The organism is Streptomyces sp. NPDC023527 (genome assembly GCF_055560115.1).
This window is the reverse complement of the sequence record NZ_JBVHJJ010000013.1, coordinates 197,592-214,163: the sequence shown is the minus strand read 5'-3', so window position 1 is coordinate 214,163 and position 16,572 is coordinate 197,592. Positions and strand designations below refer to the sequence as shown.

At 71.4% G+C, this 16,572-nt stretch carries 14 protein-coding genes; 8 read left to right on the top strand and 6 right to left on the bottom strand.

Annotated elements, in window-relative coordinates:
* Positions 1-29 precede the first annotated feature (29 nt).
* The 3 genes from ACZ303_RS25195 (at position 30) to ACZ303_RS25185 (ending at position 2,983) form a co-directional block, all read left to right on the top strand.
* Positions 30-794, top strand: coding sequence for a class I SAM-dependent DNA methyltransferase (locus ACZ303_RS25195; RefSeq protein WP_467342596.1), 765 nt, complete (start codon positions 30-32; stop codon positions 792-794).
* A 26-nt stretch (positions 795-820) separates the two neighbouring features.
* On the top strand, positions 821-1,642 hold the full coding sequence (locus tag ACZ303_RS25190) for a class I SAM-dependent methyltransferase (RefSeq protein WP_467342594.1): 822 nt from the start codon (positions 821-823) through the stop codon (positions 1,640-1,642).
* 372 nt (positions 1,643-2,014) lie between these two features.
* Positions 2,015-2,983: an aKG-HExxH-type peptide beta-hydroxylase gene (locus ACZ303_RS25185; protein WP_467342592.1), complete on the top strand. Its 969-nt coding sequence runs from the start codon at positions 2,015-2,017 to the stop codon at positions 2,981-2,983.
* Here the strand turns inward: ACZ303_RS25185 and ACZ303_RS25180 are convergent.
* From ACZ303_RS25180 to ACZ303_RS25165, 4 genes are all read right to left on the bottom strand, one after another.
* Entirely contained in the window at positions 2,970-3,896 is a 927-nt protein-coding gene (locus ACZ303_RS25180) for a phytanoyl-CoA dioxygenase family protein (protein ID WP_467342591.1), read from the bottom strand. The two genes, ACZ303_RS25185 and ACZ303_RS25180, sit on opposite strands and share 14 nt — an antisense overlap.
* A complete protein-coding gene (locus tag ACZ303_RS25175; protein WP_467342589.1) occupies positions 3,893-4,828 on the bottom strand; it encodes an NAD-dependent epimerase/dehydratase family protein in 936 nt (311 codons plus the stop codon). Before ACZ303_RS25175 ends, ACZ303_RS25180 begins: the two co-directional genes overlap by 4 nt.
* Positions 4,828-5,907, bottom strand: a complete 1,080-nt coding sequence (locus ACZ303_RS25170; protein WP_467342587.1) for a glycosyltransferase family 4 protein — start codon at positions 5,905-5,907, stop codon at positions 4,828-4,830. The genes ACZ303_RS25175 and ACZ303_RS25170 overlap by 1 nt, the downstream gene beginning before the upstream one ends.
* Positions 5,908-6,273: 366 nt before the next feature.
* Entirely contained in the window at positions 6,274-7,035 is a 762-nt protein-coding gene (locus tag ACZ303_RS25165) for a hypothetical protein (RefSeq protein ID WP_467342586.1), read from the bottom strand.
* A 353-nt stretch (positions 7,036-7,388) separates the two neighbouring features.
* Between ACZ303_RS25165 and ACZ303_RS25160 the strand changes: the two genes are divergently transcribed.
* The 4 genes from ACZ303_RS25160 (at position 7,389) to ACZ303_RS25145 (ending at position 10,634) form a co-directional block, all read left to right on the top strand.
* Entirely contained in the window at positions 7,389-7,943 is a 555-nt protein-coding gene (locus ACZ303_RS25160; protein WP_467342585.1) for a DUF5994 family protein, read from the top strand.
* Positions 7,944-8,236: 293 nt separating this feature from the next.
* Positions 8,237-8,971, top strand: coding sequence for a GAF and ANTAR domain-containing protein (locus ACZ303_RS25155; RefSeq protein ID WP_467342583.1), 735 nt, complete (start codon positions 8,237-8,239; stop codon positions 8,969-8,971).
* Positions 8,972-9,054: 83 nt separating this feature from the next.
* Positions 9,055-9,765, top strand: coding sequence for an ANTAR domain-containing protein (locus ACZ303_RS25150; protein ID WP_467342582.1), 711 nt, complete (start codon positions 9,055-9,057; stop codon positions 9,763-9,765).
* Between the two features lie 116 nt (positions 9,766-9,881).
* The gene (locus ACZ303_RS25145; protein ID WP_467342581.1) at positions 9,882-10,634 is read left to right on the top strand and encodes a GAF and ANTAR domain-containing protein; all 753 of its coding nucleotides are present in this window, start codon (positions 9,882-9,884) and stop codon (positions 10,632-10,634) included.
* A 734-nt stretch (positions 10,635-11,368) separates the two neighbouring features.
* On the opposite strand, the gene ACZ303_RS25140 is transcribed toward ACZ303_RS25145, so the two are convergent.
* Both ACZ303_RS25140 and ACZ303_RS25135 read right to left on the bottom strand, forming a co-directional pair.
* The gene (locus ACZ303_RS25140) at positions 11,369-12,073 is read right to left on the bottom strand and encodes an NADPH-dependent F420 reductase (RefSeq protein ID WP_467342580.1); all 705 of its coding nucleotides are present in this window, start codon (positions 12,071-12,073) and stop codon (positions 11,369-11,371) included.
* A gap of 66 nt (positions 12,074-12,139) precedes the next feature.
* Entirely contained in the window at positions 12,140-12,511 is a 372-nt protein-coding gene (locus ACZ303_RS25135; protein WP_467342578.1) for a hypothetical protein, read from the bottom strand.
* Positions 12,512-12,852: 341 nt separating this feature from the next.
* On the opposite strand from ACZ303_RS25135, the gene ACZ303_RS25130 reads away from it, so the two are divergent.
* A complete protein-coding gene (locus tag ACZ303_RS25130) occupies positions 12,853-16,569 on the top strand; it encodes an NACHT domain-containing protein (RefSeq protein WP_467342576.1) in 3,717 nt (1,238 codons plus the stop codon).
* Positions 16,570-16,572 lie beyond the last annotated feature (3 nt).

The window sequence follows — 16,572 nt, the reverse complement described above, 5'->3', positions numbered from 1 at the left end:
AGGAAGAGACCGGAGAAGAGGCCCCCAACGTGAACGCACCTCCGAACAGCCCACCCGACTACACCCATTTCGCCACCCGCTACGACTCCTGGTTCGGGGCGTCCGGCGTCACCTCGGAGACCGTCGAGGCCCTGGCCCGGCTCCTCGGCTCCGTGGCCCCCGGGCCCGCCCTGGAGCTGGGCATCGGGACCGGACGGATAGCCGTGCCGCTGGCCGGGCGCGGCACGGAGGTCCACGGCGTCGACGCGTCCCCGGCCATGGTGGAACAGCTTCGCGCCAAACCCGGCGGCCGGCACATCCCGGTGACGCTCGGGGACTTCGCCGACGCACCCGGCACGGGCACCTACGCGCTGGTGTACGTGGTCAGCGGAACCTTCGCCGAGCTGCCCACCCAGGAGGCCCAGGTGAAGTGCTTCGCCAACGCCGCCCGGAGGCTTCGCGCCGGCGGGCTGTTCGTGCTCGACGCCCATGTGCCCGAGGCGCTCGCGGCCGAGGGGCCAGGGGGCTTCCAGGTGCTGGACACCGGAGGGTCCGAGCTCGTCATGCGCTTCCGGGAGACGGACCGGGCCGCGCAGCGCTACCGCTCCCACTACGCCGTCTTCGACAGCGACCCCCGGACGGGCATGACCATGCACCGTACGACGGTCTCCTTCCGTTACGCGGCACCGGGCGAACTGGACCTGATGGCGCGCCTCGCCGGCCTGCGGCTGCGCGAGCGCTGGGGGAGCTGGGCCGGCGGCCCGTACACCTCGCAGAGCGCCTACCACGTCTCCGTGTACGAACGCCCGGCGTAGACCCACGGCAGAGAGGCGGGAAAGGCATGCGCGAGGACCCCGACACCTATATGGCGGAGAACAAGCGGCAGTGGGAGACGTGGACGCCTCTCAAGGCCGCCTCCGCCCACTACGGCCTGGACGACTTCCGGCGCGGCGGAATGCGCATCCGGCAGCTGGAGGTCGACGAGGTCGGGGACGTAGCCGGGCTGAGCCTGCTGCACCTGCAGAGTCACGTGGGCGTGGACACCCTCTCCTGGGCCCGGCTCGGCGCCCGGGTGACCGGTGTCGACTTCTCCGCCCAGGGCGTCGCGACCGCCAGTTCGCTGGCGCGTGACGTCGCTCCCTCCGCCCGGTTCGTCTGCGCGAACGTCTACGACCTCCCCGGCCGCCTGGAGGGGGACTTCGACCTCGTCTACACCTCGCACGGGGTCCTCGGGTGGCTGCCCGACCTCCGGCGCTGGGCCGAGGTCGTGGCTCGTTTCACCGCCCCCGGAGGACGGTTCTACCTCTTCGAATCCCACCCGACCGCCTGGCTTTTCGCCAACCGGGCGGAGAACCGCGAACTCACCGCACGCTACCCCTACTTCGCCAGGGAAGAGCCGCTGCGCTGGAAGTACCGCAGCCCGCTGGCGGTACCCGACGCGGACGTGGAGGGCTGGGAGTTCTCCTGGGGACACAGCATGGCGGACATCCTCAACTCCCTGCTGGAGGCGGGGCTGACCATCGATTACCTTCACGAGTGGCCGTTCGTGGCATGGCCCATGTTCCCGTTCATGGAACACCGGGACGACGGATGGTGGCATCTGCCCGACGACGTCCCGGCGGTGCCCCTGTCCTTCTCCCTCATGGCCCGCAAACCCCTCTGAACAAGCCTCGGGGCCCGGCGGCGGCGGAACTTGGCCGACGGACGACGCTGGCGGCGGCAGGAGCGAGCGGCCATCATGGCGATGAGCGCACCCGGCCGGTCGATGCGTCACGGATACGCCGGCCCCCCGGGCGCCTCGCCGATTACCACTCCCTCACTGTCGGAGGATCGGACATGCCCCAGCACATCGAGGACATCGAGGAAGTCGCGGCGGAAGAACTCCCCGCCCTCGCCCTGATGATCGACATCCCCTTCGAGGACGAGGAGTAGCACCCTCGCGGGACCCCGGACCACGGCGGCCGGCCGGCATCGAGCCGGGCGGCCGCTGCCCGTGGCAGGCCGTGCGCGAAGCCGGTGACGGAAGGAGGCACACGTGGAGGTGGAGCCCGACCGCGCCTCGGCCCTCGTCGACCAGGACGTCCTGCGGCGCCTGCTGCTGGGTGTGGTGGAGCGACGCGGCCTGCCCGGCCCGCCGCACGTACTGCCCCTCCACCCGGCGGCCGTGGAGGCCGCCCACATGGTCCAGGGCCACGCCGGCCCTCTCGCACCGGACCGTGCGGCGACGCTGGCCACGCAGCTGTGCCGCGGACCCGCCCGGTCGGCGGAGCCGGTACGGGACGCCCCCGGTCCGGCCGGCTGGCACGTCGAACGGGCCGGTCCCGAGGACCAGCCGCATCTGCGGCGCAGTGTGCGGCGCGTCCTGGCCCAGCTGCCCCGACGCCCTCAGCCCGACGGGCGGCCGGTCACCGCGTCCCTCGGCACCTGGCGCCAAGCCGAACACTCCTGCTTCGCGGAGACGGTGGCGCTGCTGGAGGCCACGTGGCCACGGATGCTGGAGGAACTGCGGGCGACGGTCGCGCAGGTGGCCCTCCTGGACGGCGAGGCGATCGACGGCTACACCGATTTCACCGTGCACGGCGCCGTGCTCCTCAACCGCCGCAGGTTCACCCCGACACGCTCCGGCCTGCCCGGCCCGGTGCGGCTGGCCGAGGCACTGGTCCACGAGGGGACGCACAACCGCTGCAACGCCGCGGCGGTGCGCGAGCCCCTCCTGGCCCCCGACGCCGACGCCGCCGGCGGCCTCATGACTCCGTTGCGGGCCGACCCCCGCCCGCTGAGCGGCCTCTTCCAGCAGATGGTGGTGCTGGCCCGTTGCGCGCTGCTCGCTCAGCGGCTCCTCGACGCGGGTACGGCCGCCGAAGGGCCCGTACGGGCCCGCCGCGACCGGCTGTTCGCCGACCTCGGCCGTGCGGTGGGCACGCTCGGTGCGCACCGCGGGCGGCTCACCGGCCACGGCCGGTCGCTCCTCGACCGGAGTGCGGCCCTGATCAGCGACGCGTGAGCCGAGTGCGCACCAGGTGCCGCAGAGCGCCCGCCGTGAGCCGGGAGCGCAGCGAGGCCAGGGGCGCCAGCCGGGTGTCCAGCAGCCGCGGGTTCTCGTACGGGACCCAGCCACTGGCGCCCCGGGGATAGCGCGGTGGTCCGAGGCAGAGGCGTTTGGTGATGACGAAACGGGTCTCGTCGGTGATGTTCGGCTGCGAGGCGTGCAGATGGTCCCCGGCGAAGAAGAGGATGTCCCCGGGATCGAGCGCGACGTCGACGGCCCGCCCCAGGTGCTGGCCCGGGACGGGCGAATGGTCCCCGTCGTGGACGAGGGGCCGCCCGTAGGCGTCGGGGTAGAACACCAGCCCGTTGCCCCGGCGGACCGGGCCGACCGCCATCCAGAGGTTGACCGAGTTCACGGCGGTGTTGAACCACGAGTCGACATGCGCGCCACGAGGCGTCAAGAACCCTTCCAGCCCCTGGGTTCCGGCCCGCTCGGCGACGGTGCCCGCCGGCGGCATGATGCGGATCCCCAGGTGGCCGCCGATGTAGACGCGGGCGTCCTGTGGCTCCAGGGCACGGGTGACCTCCCGCAGTACCTCCGCGGCGAGCGGCCGGAGCCGGGTCTCCAGATCCGTCCGGATCGCCGTCGTCCGTTCCACGGACGCATGGTGGTGCAGGTGCTCCAAGGCCGCGCCCACCCGCCGGGAGGCCGGCACGGACAGGTGCTCCGCCACCGCGCGGCGGGTCTCCCGCAGGATCGCGTCCAGCGCCCCGACCTGCGCCAGGCCACCTCGCACCACGATCAGCCCGCCGCCGAGAACGTGGCGCAGCGGGACGGCCCACCCGTACGCCGTGGGTGTCACCACGCGCACGTCGGCCCGCCCCACCGCGTCGGTCGGAGGCCCGGGGCGACCGGGCGTCCCGCTCATGGCGTCCCTCCGGCGCGGTCCTCGGCCATGGCCCTTATCCCGTCGTGCAGCGCCGTGCCCGGCCGGAAGCCGAACGCCCGGCGCGCCAGCGTGATGTCCGCTCCCGTGTGCCGCGCGTCACCGGGCTCCGAGGGCCGGGGGACGACGTCGACGGGCCCCACGACGCACTCGACGGCGGCGATGGCCTGCTTCATGGACACCGGAGAGCCGCCGCCGAGGTTGGCCACCCCCGTGAAGCCCGAGCAGGCCGCGTCCCGCATGGCCGTGACCGCGTCGAGGACATAGGTGAAGTCGCGGGTCTGCTCCCCGTCGCCGTACAGCGGGAACGGCGCCCCGCCCGACGTGGCGGCCAGCAGGCGCGCGAAGGCCATGTCGGGCCGCTGGCGGGGACCGTAGACGGTGAACAGCCGCAGGCACACGCTGGGCAGCCCGTAGGCGCCGCGGTACAGCTCGCACAGATGCTCGCCCGCGAGCTTGGTGACCCCGTACGGGGAGACCGGGCGGGGACACACCGTCTCGGCCGTGGGGAAGGTCTGGGCGTCACCGTAGACGGAGGAGCTGGAGGCGTAGACGAACTTCCGGATCCGGCGCGTCCGCAGGGCCTCCAGCAGGGCTTGCGTGGCCAGGACGTTCCGGGCGGTGTACAGCGGGAACTCCGTGCCCCACGAGGGCCGCACCCCGGGCTGTCCGGCGAGGTGGAAGACCACGTCCGCCCCTTCGAGGACCGGGCCGAGCTCCGCCTCCAGCAGATCCGCGCGGTACAGGGAGAAACCGGGGCGCCCGGTGAGGAGGCGCAGATTGCGCTCCTTGAGCACCGGGTCGTAGAAGTCGGTGAAGGAGTCCACGCCGACGACGCTGTCGCCGGCCGCCAGCAGGTGCTCGCACAGGTGGGATCCGATGAAGCCGGCGGCGCCGGTGACGACCGTCCGCATCACGACCGCCCGGCCGCCGCCGAGGCGACGGCGGCGGGGAGGACCAGCTCGGCGCGGGCCCGCCAGGTGTGCCGGGTGATCAGCTGCCGCCGGGCCGTTTCGCCCAGCGCCTCCCGTGCAGCCGGATCGGAGGCCAGCCGGTCGAGCGCCTTCACCCAAGCGGTGATGTCGTCGGGCGGACAGAGCAGGCAGTTCCCCCCGTCCGTGAGGACCTCGCGGAGCACCGGAAGGTCCGAGGCGACGATCGCCCTGCCGTAGGACATGTACTCGAACAGTTTCATCGGCGAGACCCAGCGGGAGATGTCACCGATGCCACCGGCACACGCCACCTTCTTCTGGTACGGGGCCAGGACGACGTCGAAGGACCGGTAGTAGGGGGGCAGCGCCGACGGCGGCAGGTGACCGTGGAAGTACACGTTGGACGGGCGGCTCCGGCTCCGCCAGTGGCTGAGGTCCTCGTCCGTGCCGCCGACCAGATGGAAATCGAGCGCGGGAAGGCGTGCCGCGAGCGCCAGGACGACCTCCGTGCCGCGCCCCGGGTAGAGGTGTCCCACGTAGCCGGCCTTCAGCGCCCCGGGCCTGCCCGGCAGGGTCGCCACCGGCCCTCCCGGCGGCACCGGGTCGGCGCAGTCGTGGGCGGTCACCATGTCGGCGCCGGGACGCGTCCCGAGCCGCGGATACGCCGCGCGGTAGTCGTCGGCCAGGGCCTGGGACACGAAGACGACACGGCGCAGGGAGCGGCCGCGGAGCAGCATCCGCTCGGCGCTCCGGAGCGGGCGGCTGTCCCACAGAAGGTGCGTCTCGTAGACCATCGGAGCCGTGCCGGACAGCGCGAGCAGGCCGTGCAGGTCCCTTCCGTACAACAGGTCGGGAAGCCCCCCGCGCAGGACCGCGCGCCGTAGCCGCCAGGCCCGCTGCCAGGGGCCCGTCCCTCGCCCCGAGGCCAGGGGAAGGGTGCGCACCGGGAAGCGGTTGCGGGTGCCGTAGTACGCGTGGATGTCGTCGGTGCGGACCGCGCCCGGCAGCGCGTACAGCTCGACCTCGTGCCCGGCGTCGGTGAACGCGTCGCACATACGCATGACGTGCACTCCGTTGGCATAGACGGAGGGAATGCTTCCCGAGTGCAGGTAAGTGATCCGCATGGCTGGGTGACCTCCGGGGAGAGGTGCTGGGGACGGCGGGGAGGCGGCTGCCGGTGCGTGACCGGCTGTTTTCGGAGCGGTCGTTCGCCTCATTCGCTCAGTGCCCCGCCGCGCGCGGAAGAGCGCGAACGAGCCGACCGCGCCGTTCGAGCCACTTCGCTCGCCGTACCGGCATGCCCTCCCGCCCGGCAGCAGCTCGCGCGCCGCCCACCGCCGCACATCGTGGACCGGGTCGACGCGACTGGGCCGCTGGTGTGGACAGCGGCCCAGTCTGGTTGTGGGTGGCGTTGCGAGGGTGGGGCGTTATCCGATGCAGCCGGGGACGGGGGAGGGGCTGCCGGTGCAGTTGGTGGCGGTGTTGGCGGTCACGGTGGAGGTGTTGAGGGTTGCCGAGCCGGCCGTGTAGTAGATCCCGCCGGGGTTGACCGCCGCGGCGTTGGCGTTGACCACGCTGCTGGTCAGGGTGAGCGTCCCCTGGACGCTGGCGATGCCGGCGCCCTGATGGGCGGTGTTGCTCTGGACGGTGCTGCTGGTGAACGTCGCCGCGGACGCCGTGCCGGTGCTGGAGATGGCGCCGCCGAGACCGTCGGCGGTGTTGCCGGACAGCTGGCTGCCGGTGAGGGTCACCGCGCCGAAACTGAGGATGCCGCCGCCGTTGTCGTGGCCCGTCGCGGCCGCGTGGCCGCCGCTGAAGGTGACCGCCTTGAGCGTGAGGCCGCCCGTGGGGCCTACCTGCGCGATACGGAACGGGGCTGCCGTCCCCGCGCGGGTGATGGTGTTGGCGTTGCCTTCGAGGGTGACGGGGGTGGTGATGACCGGCAGTCCGGCAGGGCCGTTCACGCCGTCGTTACCGTGGCTGGAGGCGAGGGTGTAGGTACAGCCGGGTGTCAGGGTGACGGTCCCGCCGCCGGCGGCGTTCGCCGCGGTGACCGCGACGACCAGGGCTGTCTCGTTGCAGGCGACGGACGCGGGCCGGGCCTCCGCGGCCCCGGGCACCAGCATGACGGTGCCGCAGACCAGGGCGGCGGCCGCGGGAAAAGCGAGAATCGCGCGAGTAGTTCGCATCAGGACTTTCATGGCACCGAGACCGATGATGGCTGAGCAAGAAGCTCAAACGTCCCGCAGGAGCGGGCATCGGCGGCCAATGAACAACCGATTCGGACCCTACGGCACTCAGCCGGGAATGGGTACCTCAACGTCCCTTCCCGGCCTCGCTGTTGGATGTCGTCCGGGACCGATCCCGGACGCCCCGTCGCGCGCCCCGACGATTTCCCGTGGTTCACGCCGCTCGGCCGTCCCCGGCCGGAGTACGCTGCGCATACCGGGAACACCCCGCGCATCGGCTTCCACGTCGGTGCCGTTCCCGGCGAGCGGCTATGCCGGGCGGACAGAAACGCGCCCGGGGTCAGGTCCGCCTCATGACGACATCCCTCCGCACCACGACCACTGTCGACGAAGGCGTTCCGCCGCAGCGGATCCGCCTGATGCTCAAGCCGGCCACCGCGGACCGGGGCCTCCTGGACGGTGCCTGGTGGCCCCGCTCCCGCGACCTCGTACAGGAGCTCCCCGCCCTGATCGGCGTCCTGGACCGCCGCTGGGCGCGGATCACCCGGATCACCGTGAATCCCGAGCTCTGGCCGGTGATCCCGCGCAAGGTACCGGTCACCGGGCACGTGGTGCGCGTGGGCTGGTTCACGGCGGAGCAGGACCCGCACAAGCTGCTCCTGCTCTCCTACGCCGCGGGCCGCTGGGACCTGCTGGTCATCCCGCCCGAGACCGGTGAACCCGCGGCTGCCCGGCTGATGGCCGCCGCTGCCGACCCGCACGACCACTCCACCGCCAGTGCCCTGATCGCGAACGAGGAGCCCTTCGGCGCGGTGGAGGCCCGACCCGACCGGAGGCAGCCGGGGAAGAGCGGCGGCGTCAGCGTGTCGTCGGTTCCGGGTACGCCGGTCACGGCCGAGCCGGGATGAGAGGAGGGGCCGGGTGTCAGCGCCGCGGTGGCCGCCGGACCGAGCGCCGTTGGGCGCTTCGGACCGTACGGTCGCCACCGGATCGGACGCCACGCGTGACGCGACGCTCCGGTAGGGTCACGTACCGCACCGAGACGGCCGGGAAAAGCCGGCCGGAAGCCCACGGGAGAGCGGGCGGCCTCCGCGGTCGGCCGTCTTCTGGACTGCGCACGCGACCTTGACGATACTGGGCAGCGATAGTAATCGGACGGATATCGCCGAGCGGTCCGCAGACCTTTGAAGGTGAGCGTGTCATGCTCGATCTGCCGCGTGAGGAGCGGCTGGCTGCAGCCTTCGTCGACCTCGCCGACACCCTGGTGCGCGACTTCGATGTCATGGACTTCCTCCACACCCTGGCCGAGCACTGCGTGGAGCTGCTGGACGTGACGGCGGCCGGGGTGCTGCTGGCCACCCCGAAGGGCCGGATCGTGGACGCGGCCGCCTCCGACGAGCGCACCCGCATGCTGGAGCTCGCGAGCATCGAGTGGGACGAAGGCCCGTGCCGGGACTGCTGCCGCACCGGTGTCCCGGTCCCCGACGTACCGCTGGACACCGACGCGGCTCGCAGCCGCTGGCCGCGGTTCGCGGCGCGCGCCATGGAGCTGGGGTTCACCTCCGTCGTGGCGGCTCCGCTGCGATTGAACGGCCAGGTGATCGGCGCCCTCAACCTCTTCCGGGACCGGCCAGGTCCACTGGAGCCGACGCAGTTGCGGCTGGGACAGGCGCTGGCGGACACGGCGACCATCGGCATCCTCCAGCAGCGGGCGGTGCGCGAACAGATGACCGTGACCGTGCAACTGCAAACCGCCCTGGACAGCCGGGTCATCATCGAACAGGCCAAGGGATTCCTCGCCCACCGCCGCCGGACCGGCGTCGAGGAGGCGTTCCAGGCCATGCGGAGGCACGCCCGCTCGCGTCAGGCGCAGCTCACCGTCGTCGCCCGCGAGGTTCTCGACGGCACCGCCGACGCGTCTCTTCTGAATCCTTAAGAACCGACCGGCGACCGGCCCAGGGCACACCAGACGTTGCCCTGCGGAGAACAAAAGGGGTGAGGGCAGTGCTGCACCGCGCGATGGCCTCATACCTGCGTGCTCTGGAAGCGCACCACGGCCCCGGCCTGCCCCCCTTGCCCCTGCGGGCATGCGCGCAGACGCTGGGTCTGGACGGCCTGGCCTTCCTGCTCGCCGCCGACGGCACCCCGCCCGAGCTGCTGCAGTCCTACGGAGAGCGCACCGCCGCCCTGGAGGACGTACAGCTCACCCAGGGCCAGGGCCCCAGCCTGGACGCGGCCCACCTCGCCACGATGACATTCGCTCCCGACATGGCCGCTCTCCAGCCCTCCCGCTGGCCCGGCCTGGCCCCGGCCGTCCTGGACCTGGGCGTGCGGGCCGTCTTCGCCTTCCCCTTGCGCATCGGGAACATCTGTCTCGGGGTGCTCACCGCTCACCGCACCGCCGCCGGCCCGATGACCGCCGCCCAGCTCACCGACGCGTTCATCCTGGCCGACACCGTCGCCGGGCTCCTCACCGGTCTCGCCGCCCGCCCCGGCCCACAGGCCGCCCTGCTCACGGACGACTCCGGTCTGCACTTCGCGGAGGTCCACCAGGCCACCGGCATGCTCGCCGCGCAGCTCGGCATCCCTCTTGCCCAGGCCCTGGTCAGGCTCCGCGCCCACGCCTTCAGCCATGACCGCCCTCTGCTGGAGACAGCACGCGACGTATTGGGGCGACGCCTCCGCCTGGACGTCACGGACAACGGAAACAACGCCCAGGACCACCAGTAGGGCCGGTAGGGCGACCATCAGGGAAAGCCGGCGGGCGGGCCGCGGACCGTTCGCCGCCGTGCGCCACATCACTGAGACCGTTGTGGCGGGCGTACGGCCTGGCTACCGTGGGTGGTATGGGTCCATCACGGGAAGAACGACTGGCACGGGCGTTCGTGGAGCTGGCGGACACGCTGGTCGACGACTTCGACGTGGTCGAACTGCTGACCACTCTGACGATGCACTGCGTGGACCTGCTGGACGTGCACTCCAGCGGAGTGATGATCACCGACCCCCATGGCAATCTGATGGTCATCGGTGCGTCCAGTGATCAAACCCGCGAGCTGGAACTCCGGGAGATCCAGTCCGACCAGGGCCCCTGCCTGGATTGCTACCGCACCGGCGAGCCCCAGAGCGCCCCGGACCTGGCCACCGAAACCCGCTGGCCCCGCTTCACCCCCCTGGCCCTCAGCCACGGCTACCGCTCCCTGTACGCAGTCCCCCTGCGCCTGCGCAGCCGTGTCATCGGAGCCCTCAACCTGATGCGCACCACCCCGACGGCCCTGGGGCAGGCGGAGCTGCGCACGGCACAGGCCCTGGCGGACATCGCCACCGTCGGACTGCTCTCCCACCGGCAGGTGGGTCTCGCCGACCTGGTCACCGACCAGCTTCTCGCCGCGCGTACCAGCCGGTCCTTGACCGAGCAGGCGGTGAACGTCGTTGCCGAACGCTGGCAGATCGACACCGCCGAGGCGTTCCGAGTCCTTCAGGAACGCTCGCGCAAGGACGGCATCCCCATGAGCGAGCTTTGCCGTGACATCGCCCGCGGCACCTTCGACATCACCGCCCTCGCCGGCATCATCGCCGCCCGGGCCCGGGAATCCGGCTGACTTCCGCCGCGAAGGTCGTGGCTCCGCCAGTTGGTGATCGGGGCGCGACCGGGCCTGGCGCAGACGCGAAGCGCTCGCGCCGGCGATGGGTTCGGCTCGCTCGGAATCGGTCTGTATCGCGGATTCCGGTCGTGACGGCTGTGTGCGGGAAGCGGAGAACAGGGTTGCCGTCTCGCGACGGCCGCCGCACTGTGCTTGGAAGAGTTGTCGCCGCATGCTGCGGGAGGGATCCGGCCGCCGCCAGGAGGAGAACCGGCACTGGCGGCGGCCGGACGCTGGAGGGCAGGGCTCCTTTCCCCGCCTCCGGCGCGATCCGCCCTTCCTGGTCGGCAGGGACGCATCAGGGCGCTGGGAGGCCCCTGGCGGACAGGCCGGGAAGGGCGGGAGCCGGGGAGCGCGCGCTGCGGAAAACGCGGTCTCCGGCCGTCCTTGTGGGCACGCGGCCTCGGGGTCCGGGAGAGCCGGGCCGGGCAGCGTGGCTGCCTGGCTTCGTGGTGGAGGCTAGACGCCCCGGCGGGGGCGGACAAGGCATGGAAACCGGACAACGGCCGTGTGGCCGCCGCGTGCCGATCCGGCAGGGCGGCCCGCCGTCGGCGCCTTCCTCCACGACGTGGTGAGTCTGCGCGCATCGCAGCACGGCAGGCCCACCGACCCCACCGGCTGACGACCCCGGCACGGGTAGCGTCAGGGGTGGGCGTGCTCTCCATCGGCAGCCGGACGCCCCGGTGTCTCCGCTACGCCCGGTGTGCCTGCGGCCGTTCGGGCGACGCCTCGGCGAGGGCCTTGGTGACGGCCTCGATGCCGGCTCGGAGGCCGTAGACGGGGGTGGCGGGCTGCTGGCGCCAGGACTCGTCGATGCCGCCGGCGTCCACGGTGTCGAAACCGAGCTCGTGGACGAGGTCGCGGACCACCGCCTTGGCGGCCTCGTCGTCACCCGCCACCGGCAGGGCCATCCGCTCCGGGTGGCCGACGGGCTGCGGCCCGTCGAGGATGTCCTGGGCGTAGACGCCGTTGAACGCCTTGATGACCGGATGACCGATGTGCTGCTCGGTCCAGCGGCTCTCCGGCAGGCCGCCCTCGATGGCGGCGATCCGGCCGTCTCTTTCCTTGGGGTAGTAGTTATTGGTGTCGATGACGGCGACGCCCTCCGCGGCGTCGTCGAACAGCCCGGACGGCAGGTCCGGCACGGCCTTGAGGGGCACGGTGACCACCACGACGGCGGCGCCGCGCGCGGCCTCGGCCACGGTGACGGGCGTGGCGCCGGTCTCCTCGGCGAGCTCGGTGAGGGTGTGGGGGCCGCGCGAGTTGGCGACGGAGACGTCGTGGCCGAGGGCGGTGAGCCGGCGGGTGAGGTTGCCGCCGATGTTGCCGGCGCCGATGATGCCGATCTTCATGGGAGTCCTTCCAGAGGCATGCGACCGTGTGTCGTGCCTGGCCACAACCTCAGGGGTACGGGCTCTATTCCAGCTCCCGGCTCCCCTCGGGCGTCGTCCTCGACCGGGGTGTCACTGAGGGCGCGTCCACGCCTCCGCCTGGATCTCTTTGACGCCGTCGACACGGTCGGCGGGGAGGAAGTTGCGGAAGAGGCCGGACTCCGCCTCCACCACGTCGACGTACAGCTGGATGATCTCCTCGGGACCCTTCTGCTGTTCACCGGTCATCTTCTCGTAGCTGTCGGTGAGTTCGACGTCCATGCCGTCGGCCGTGCTGATCGTCGCGGTGGGGTCGAACCAGGTGCGCAGGGATTCGCCCATGCGGTCGTTGAAGCCGGTCTGGTAGGGGCCCGGGTTGATGGTGGCGACGGTGATGCCGAGGGGTTTCACGTCGATGTCCCAGGTGTGGGCCTGTCGGCGGTGCGGTTCGTCGGTGACGTCCATTTCCGGCACCCATCCCGTCGATTACGCCATCGGCGGCATGCCGTCGATCCGTTGTCGTACCCGCCGCTCGGTGGAGTGCCGCTCCGCCATGGCGCGGAGGGCAAAGTGATTGCGGATTGAAGGTTCTTCGCGCCACCGGCCCTACCCCGGGCCCGGTGGCGCGGTCGGGCAAGGGGTGGTAGCTGTGGAAGGAAGGGGAATTCCTCGACATCCCGCATCGGAGCGTCGGTGTACGGCCGGGCAAGGGCACGCAAGGGGGAATTCCGGTCGGTCCCTCGGCCCGTCCCGCGCGCGCCCGCTCCTCACCGCAGCGATCACCGCAGCGTACGGAGCTGGTGTCCATGGCGAACGAACTCCACCGGCCCAAGGTCAGGATCGTCACCGGCCCACCGGAGGGTGGGTTCTTCCGGGAGAGGATCGCGCACTTGCGGCGGCCCTTCGACGCCGCTGTCAGGGTGCTGCGGACCTGGTGGTTGCTGCATCGGGGCATCACCCACGCGAGACGGTGGCGGAATCCGTTCGTGACGACCGTGGTGATCCTGGCCTTCGGTGTCCTCGCCGCGGTGTTCGTCATCTGGGCGCTCAGGGGCCTTGTGGTCGCGATCTTCTTCAACGACACCGGTGCGAAGGACAACGGCTGGTGGTGGGGGGCGTTCAACCCGGACAAGGCCTGTTCGAAGATCGGGACCTCGTGCGGCGCGGCCAACGGAGTGGTGATGCCGGTGCTCCTGCTGGCCATTTCGAGCCTGCTGTTCCTGGCCTGGCGGCTCGGACGGGTCCGCAGATTCTGCACACGTAAGGCGAGGAAGGAAGCCGGCAGCTTCGTACAGACGGCGGGCAGCCTCATGGACGAGGTGGTCGGGCGCGACCAGCTCTGCAACGCGATCATGAATAATCTCCGGGACCGCAAGGCCCGCCGCCCGCATATCGTCGTCGCCAATGTCGGGGCGGGCAAAACCGCGCTGCTGGTGCGTCTCGCCGAGAAACTCGCGGCCAAGGGCGCCGTCCCCATTCCGGTACGGCTGCGCGACGCCCAGGGGGACAACCTGGACTTCTGCGAACTGGCCCGCCAGCGGTTCCAGGAGATCGTGCAGCCGGTGGTGCGGTCGGACGGTGAGGTCGACCGGATCTGGCGGTGGCTCCGGCAGCGGGCCGACCGGATCGTGGTGCTCGGGGACGGCCTGGAGGAGACGCTCAGCCGGAACCACGCGAGTGGTCAGCGCGACAACCTGATCCGCAAGGCGATACGCAAGGCCGGCGAGGAAGGGCTGCCGCTGGTCATCGCTTCCCGGCCGCACGAACCGCTGCGTGCGATGCAGGCGGCCATGACGGAACTGGAGCCGCTGAGCGCGGAGGCGGCGTTGCAATACATAGCCCGCAGCGGCAGCTGGCGCTCGGACTCCCTCCTCCTCGACCGGGTCGTGGAAGTCGCGAGGATGTCGGAGTCGCCCATTTATCTCCAGATCGCCAGGGATCTGCACCGCAGGGACCTCCTGGAGCCACTGTGGACGGAAGGGGGAACGACGGATCCGACGCTCCACGACACCTGGGAGCTGCGGGGCGACCTCATGGAGACGTGGCTCGACGCGCTCGTCGACGGGGACGTCCACCCGGAGCTGCCCATAGACCGTGACACGAGGTCGGTGGTGGTGTCCCACATCTCCGCGCTGGCCTGCATCGGACTGGCGTCGGACCGCGCGGAAGTGGGGCTGTGGGAACTCGACCCCCGCATCGGCGGAGACCAGGACAGCGACTCGGAGACCGGCAGTGGAAACACGCGGGTGCCGTGCAACGACGAATGGAACAGACGCGTCGCCGCGGAATTGGAATACCAGCTGGACGGCCTGAGACGGGCGCGGAGTTCGCAGGAGCCCGATGGCGCGTCGGTGTGCCAGGAGTCCTCCCCGGACGGCTCGGCGGACGCGGGGAAGCAATGCCTGGAAGGTCTCCGGACCGATCTCCGGCTTGCCGCGACATGGGGTGCCCGGATGGGGCTGGTGCATGAGTACGGACGGAAGGCCCGTTTCCAGCACAGTGTCATGCAGGCGTATCTCGGGTCCCGCTTCCTGGCGAGGGTGCTCGGCAGCCCGGTGAGACAGTCACCGGCCTTCGGTTTGTGCGTGGATTCGGTGCCGCTCCTGGCCCAGCTCACCAAGGAACACATCCGCCAGGCGCTGCGGCAGGGCGGACGAGAACTCCTCATCGCCTTCACCCTGCACTCCCGTTCGCTCGACGGCCGGTGCAGGTGCGGCTACCGGCAGATGGATTCGACCGGGTCCTGTTCGGTCTCCATCATGCGTGACCTCTTGCGGGAGGAGGCCGGCCAACTGCTGGAGGAGGCGATGCGGGCCGAGAAACTCTCCCGGCGGGGCCCCGCGGCCGGCCTCGGCGCCCGGAGTCACGACGATCGGGGCAGTGCGCGGCTGAGGGCGCTCAGGATCTACGGAGCCGCCGTGGAGATCGACAGCGTCGACGCCGAGCCGCGGCAGAACGAACTCTTCGGCGAGATCAGGAAACACTGGACGGAGTTCGGATGGGGCCAGGACCCCGAGGCGCTGCGCGAGGCGAAGGTCGCCCTGGTGGGGCAGTGCGGGGCGGCGGCCCGGCGCGTCGCCGTCGCCGGGAGCAATACATGGGCGTACGAGACCCTCTTCGAGATCGGCAGGTGCGAACCGGACTACCGCGTACGGGCCGCGATCGCGCAGGAAGCGGGAAGCGGTGGCGAGCAGGCCTACAAGGCGCTCGCTCTGTACGAGCACCTGGAGTGCCCCCAGCACGTGGTCAGCGACGGCCGCCCCCCGAAGCCACCCGGTGAAGAACCCGCCCGGCAACCCTTCCTCGACTGGGTGGAGGGGCAGGGGGACCGGGAACGGCGCGCGGTGGTGCGGTTGCTGGAAAGGCGGAAGGAACGGTACGAACGCATGGCCGCCGAGGCGGAGGCCCTGGTCGAGAGGGAGAAGTGGTACGCCAACACCATGTGCGCCTGGGCGCTGCCCATGCTCGTCGACAGCGCCATGATGTCGCGTCATCTCGGCAGCCCCCGCGATGACCTGGAGCGATGGATAGCCAAGGCGATCGGCACGGCGGACGCGCCGGACGAGACGATGGGCCAGGGCAACAGGCTGGCTCTGGGGGTCTCGCTCGCGCAGGGGTTCAAGTTCGCCGCCAATCGGCGGCTCTGCCCCCACTCCGACAAGGAGGCCCGGCAGTTCCTCGTCAAGCAGGCCCAGGACATGCTCAGGCGGAGCACCTTCTGGTACACCCGGATGACGCTCCTGCACGCCCTGACCCTGTGGAGCCTGCCCGACGACGTGCACGCGGACCAGCCGCTCCGCGGGCACGGAGCCGACCCGAGGGGGCAGGTGCGGGAGTGGCTGGCGCTCGCCGACGGGCAGCGGGAGCACCCGTTGGTCGCGGCGGCTGGCAAGCTGGCGGTCCGCGCGCTGCAGACCCGTCGCCCCGAGCGGTTCCTGTGGATCGACGAGGCCGGTGTGGCCTCCGAGGTGGGCACCGAGGTGAGCAGTCCCGGAGAGCAACGGGTCCACAACCTTTGGATCCCGCCGTCCACCGGGTGGAGCACCCTGGACCCCGCGGCCCAACAGCTCCTGGCGGACGTCCTGGTGCTGGCCGTGCTCGGCGAGCGTGGCTACCGCCCGAAGGACCTCTTCCGTCTCCTCGAGCTCTGCTGCCCGGAGAGCTGCAGGCTCCCCGCGTGCCTCAGCAGGGACCGCACACGGCTGGACCCGGTACGCGCGGTGGAGCGCAGCTCACAACCGGGCAGCAACTGCACGGACGAGTGCGGGATGAGGATGTGCCCCTACCCGGCCAAGGTGGAGAACCTGCGAGTGGAGTTCAGTGAGGTCTTCTGCCTGCATCAGCAGGACCTGTTGAGGGCGTGGCAGCCCAGGTCGTGGCTCTTCCTGCGGTTCCGCCGGGAGGCTCCGTGGCAGCGCAAGGTACCGGTCGCCGGCCTGCGCCGGTTCTGGGACCAGATGGGCGACCGGGCCCGCGACGTCAACCCCGAGGACACGGACGCCCCCGGGCACCGGAGCGGCTGACCG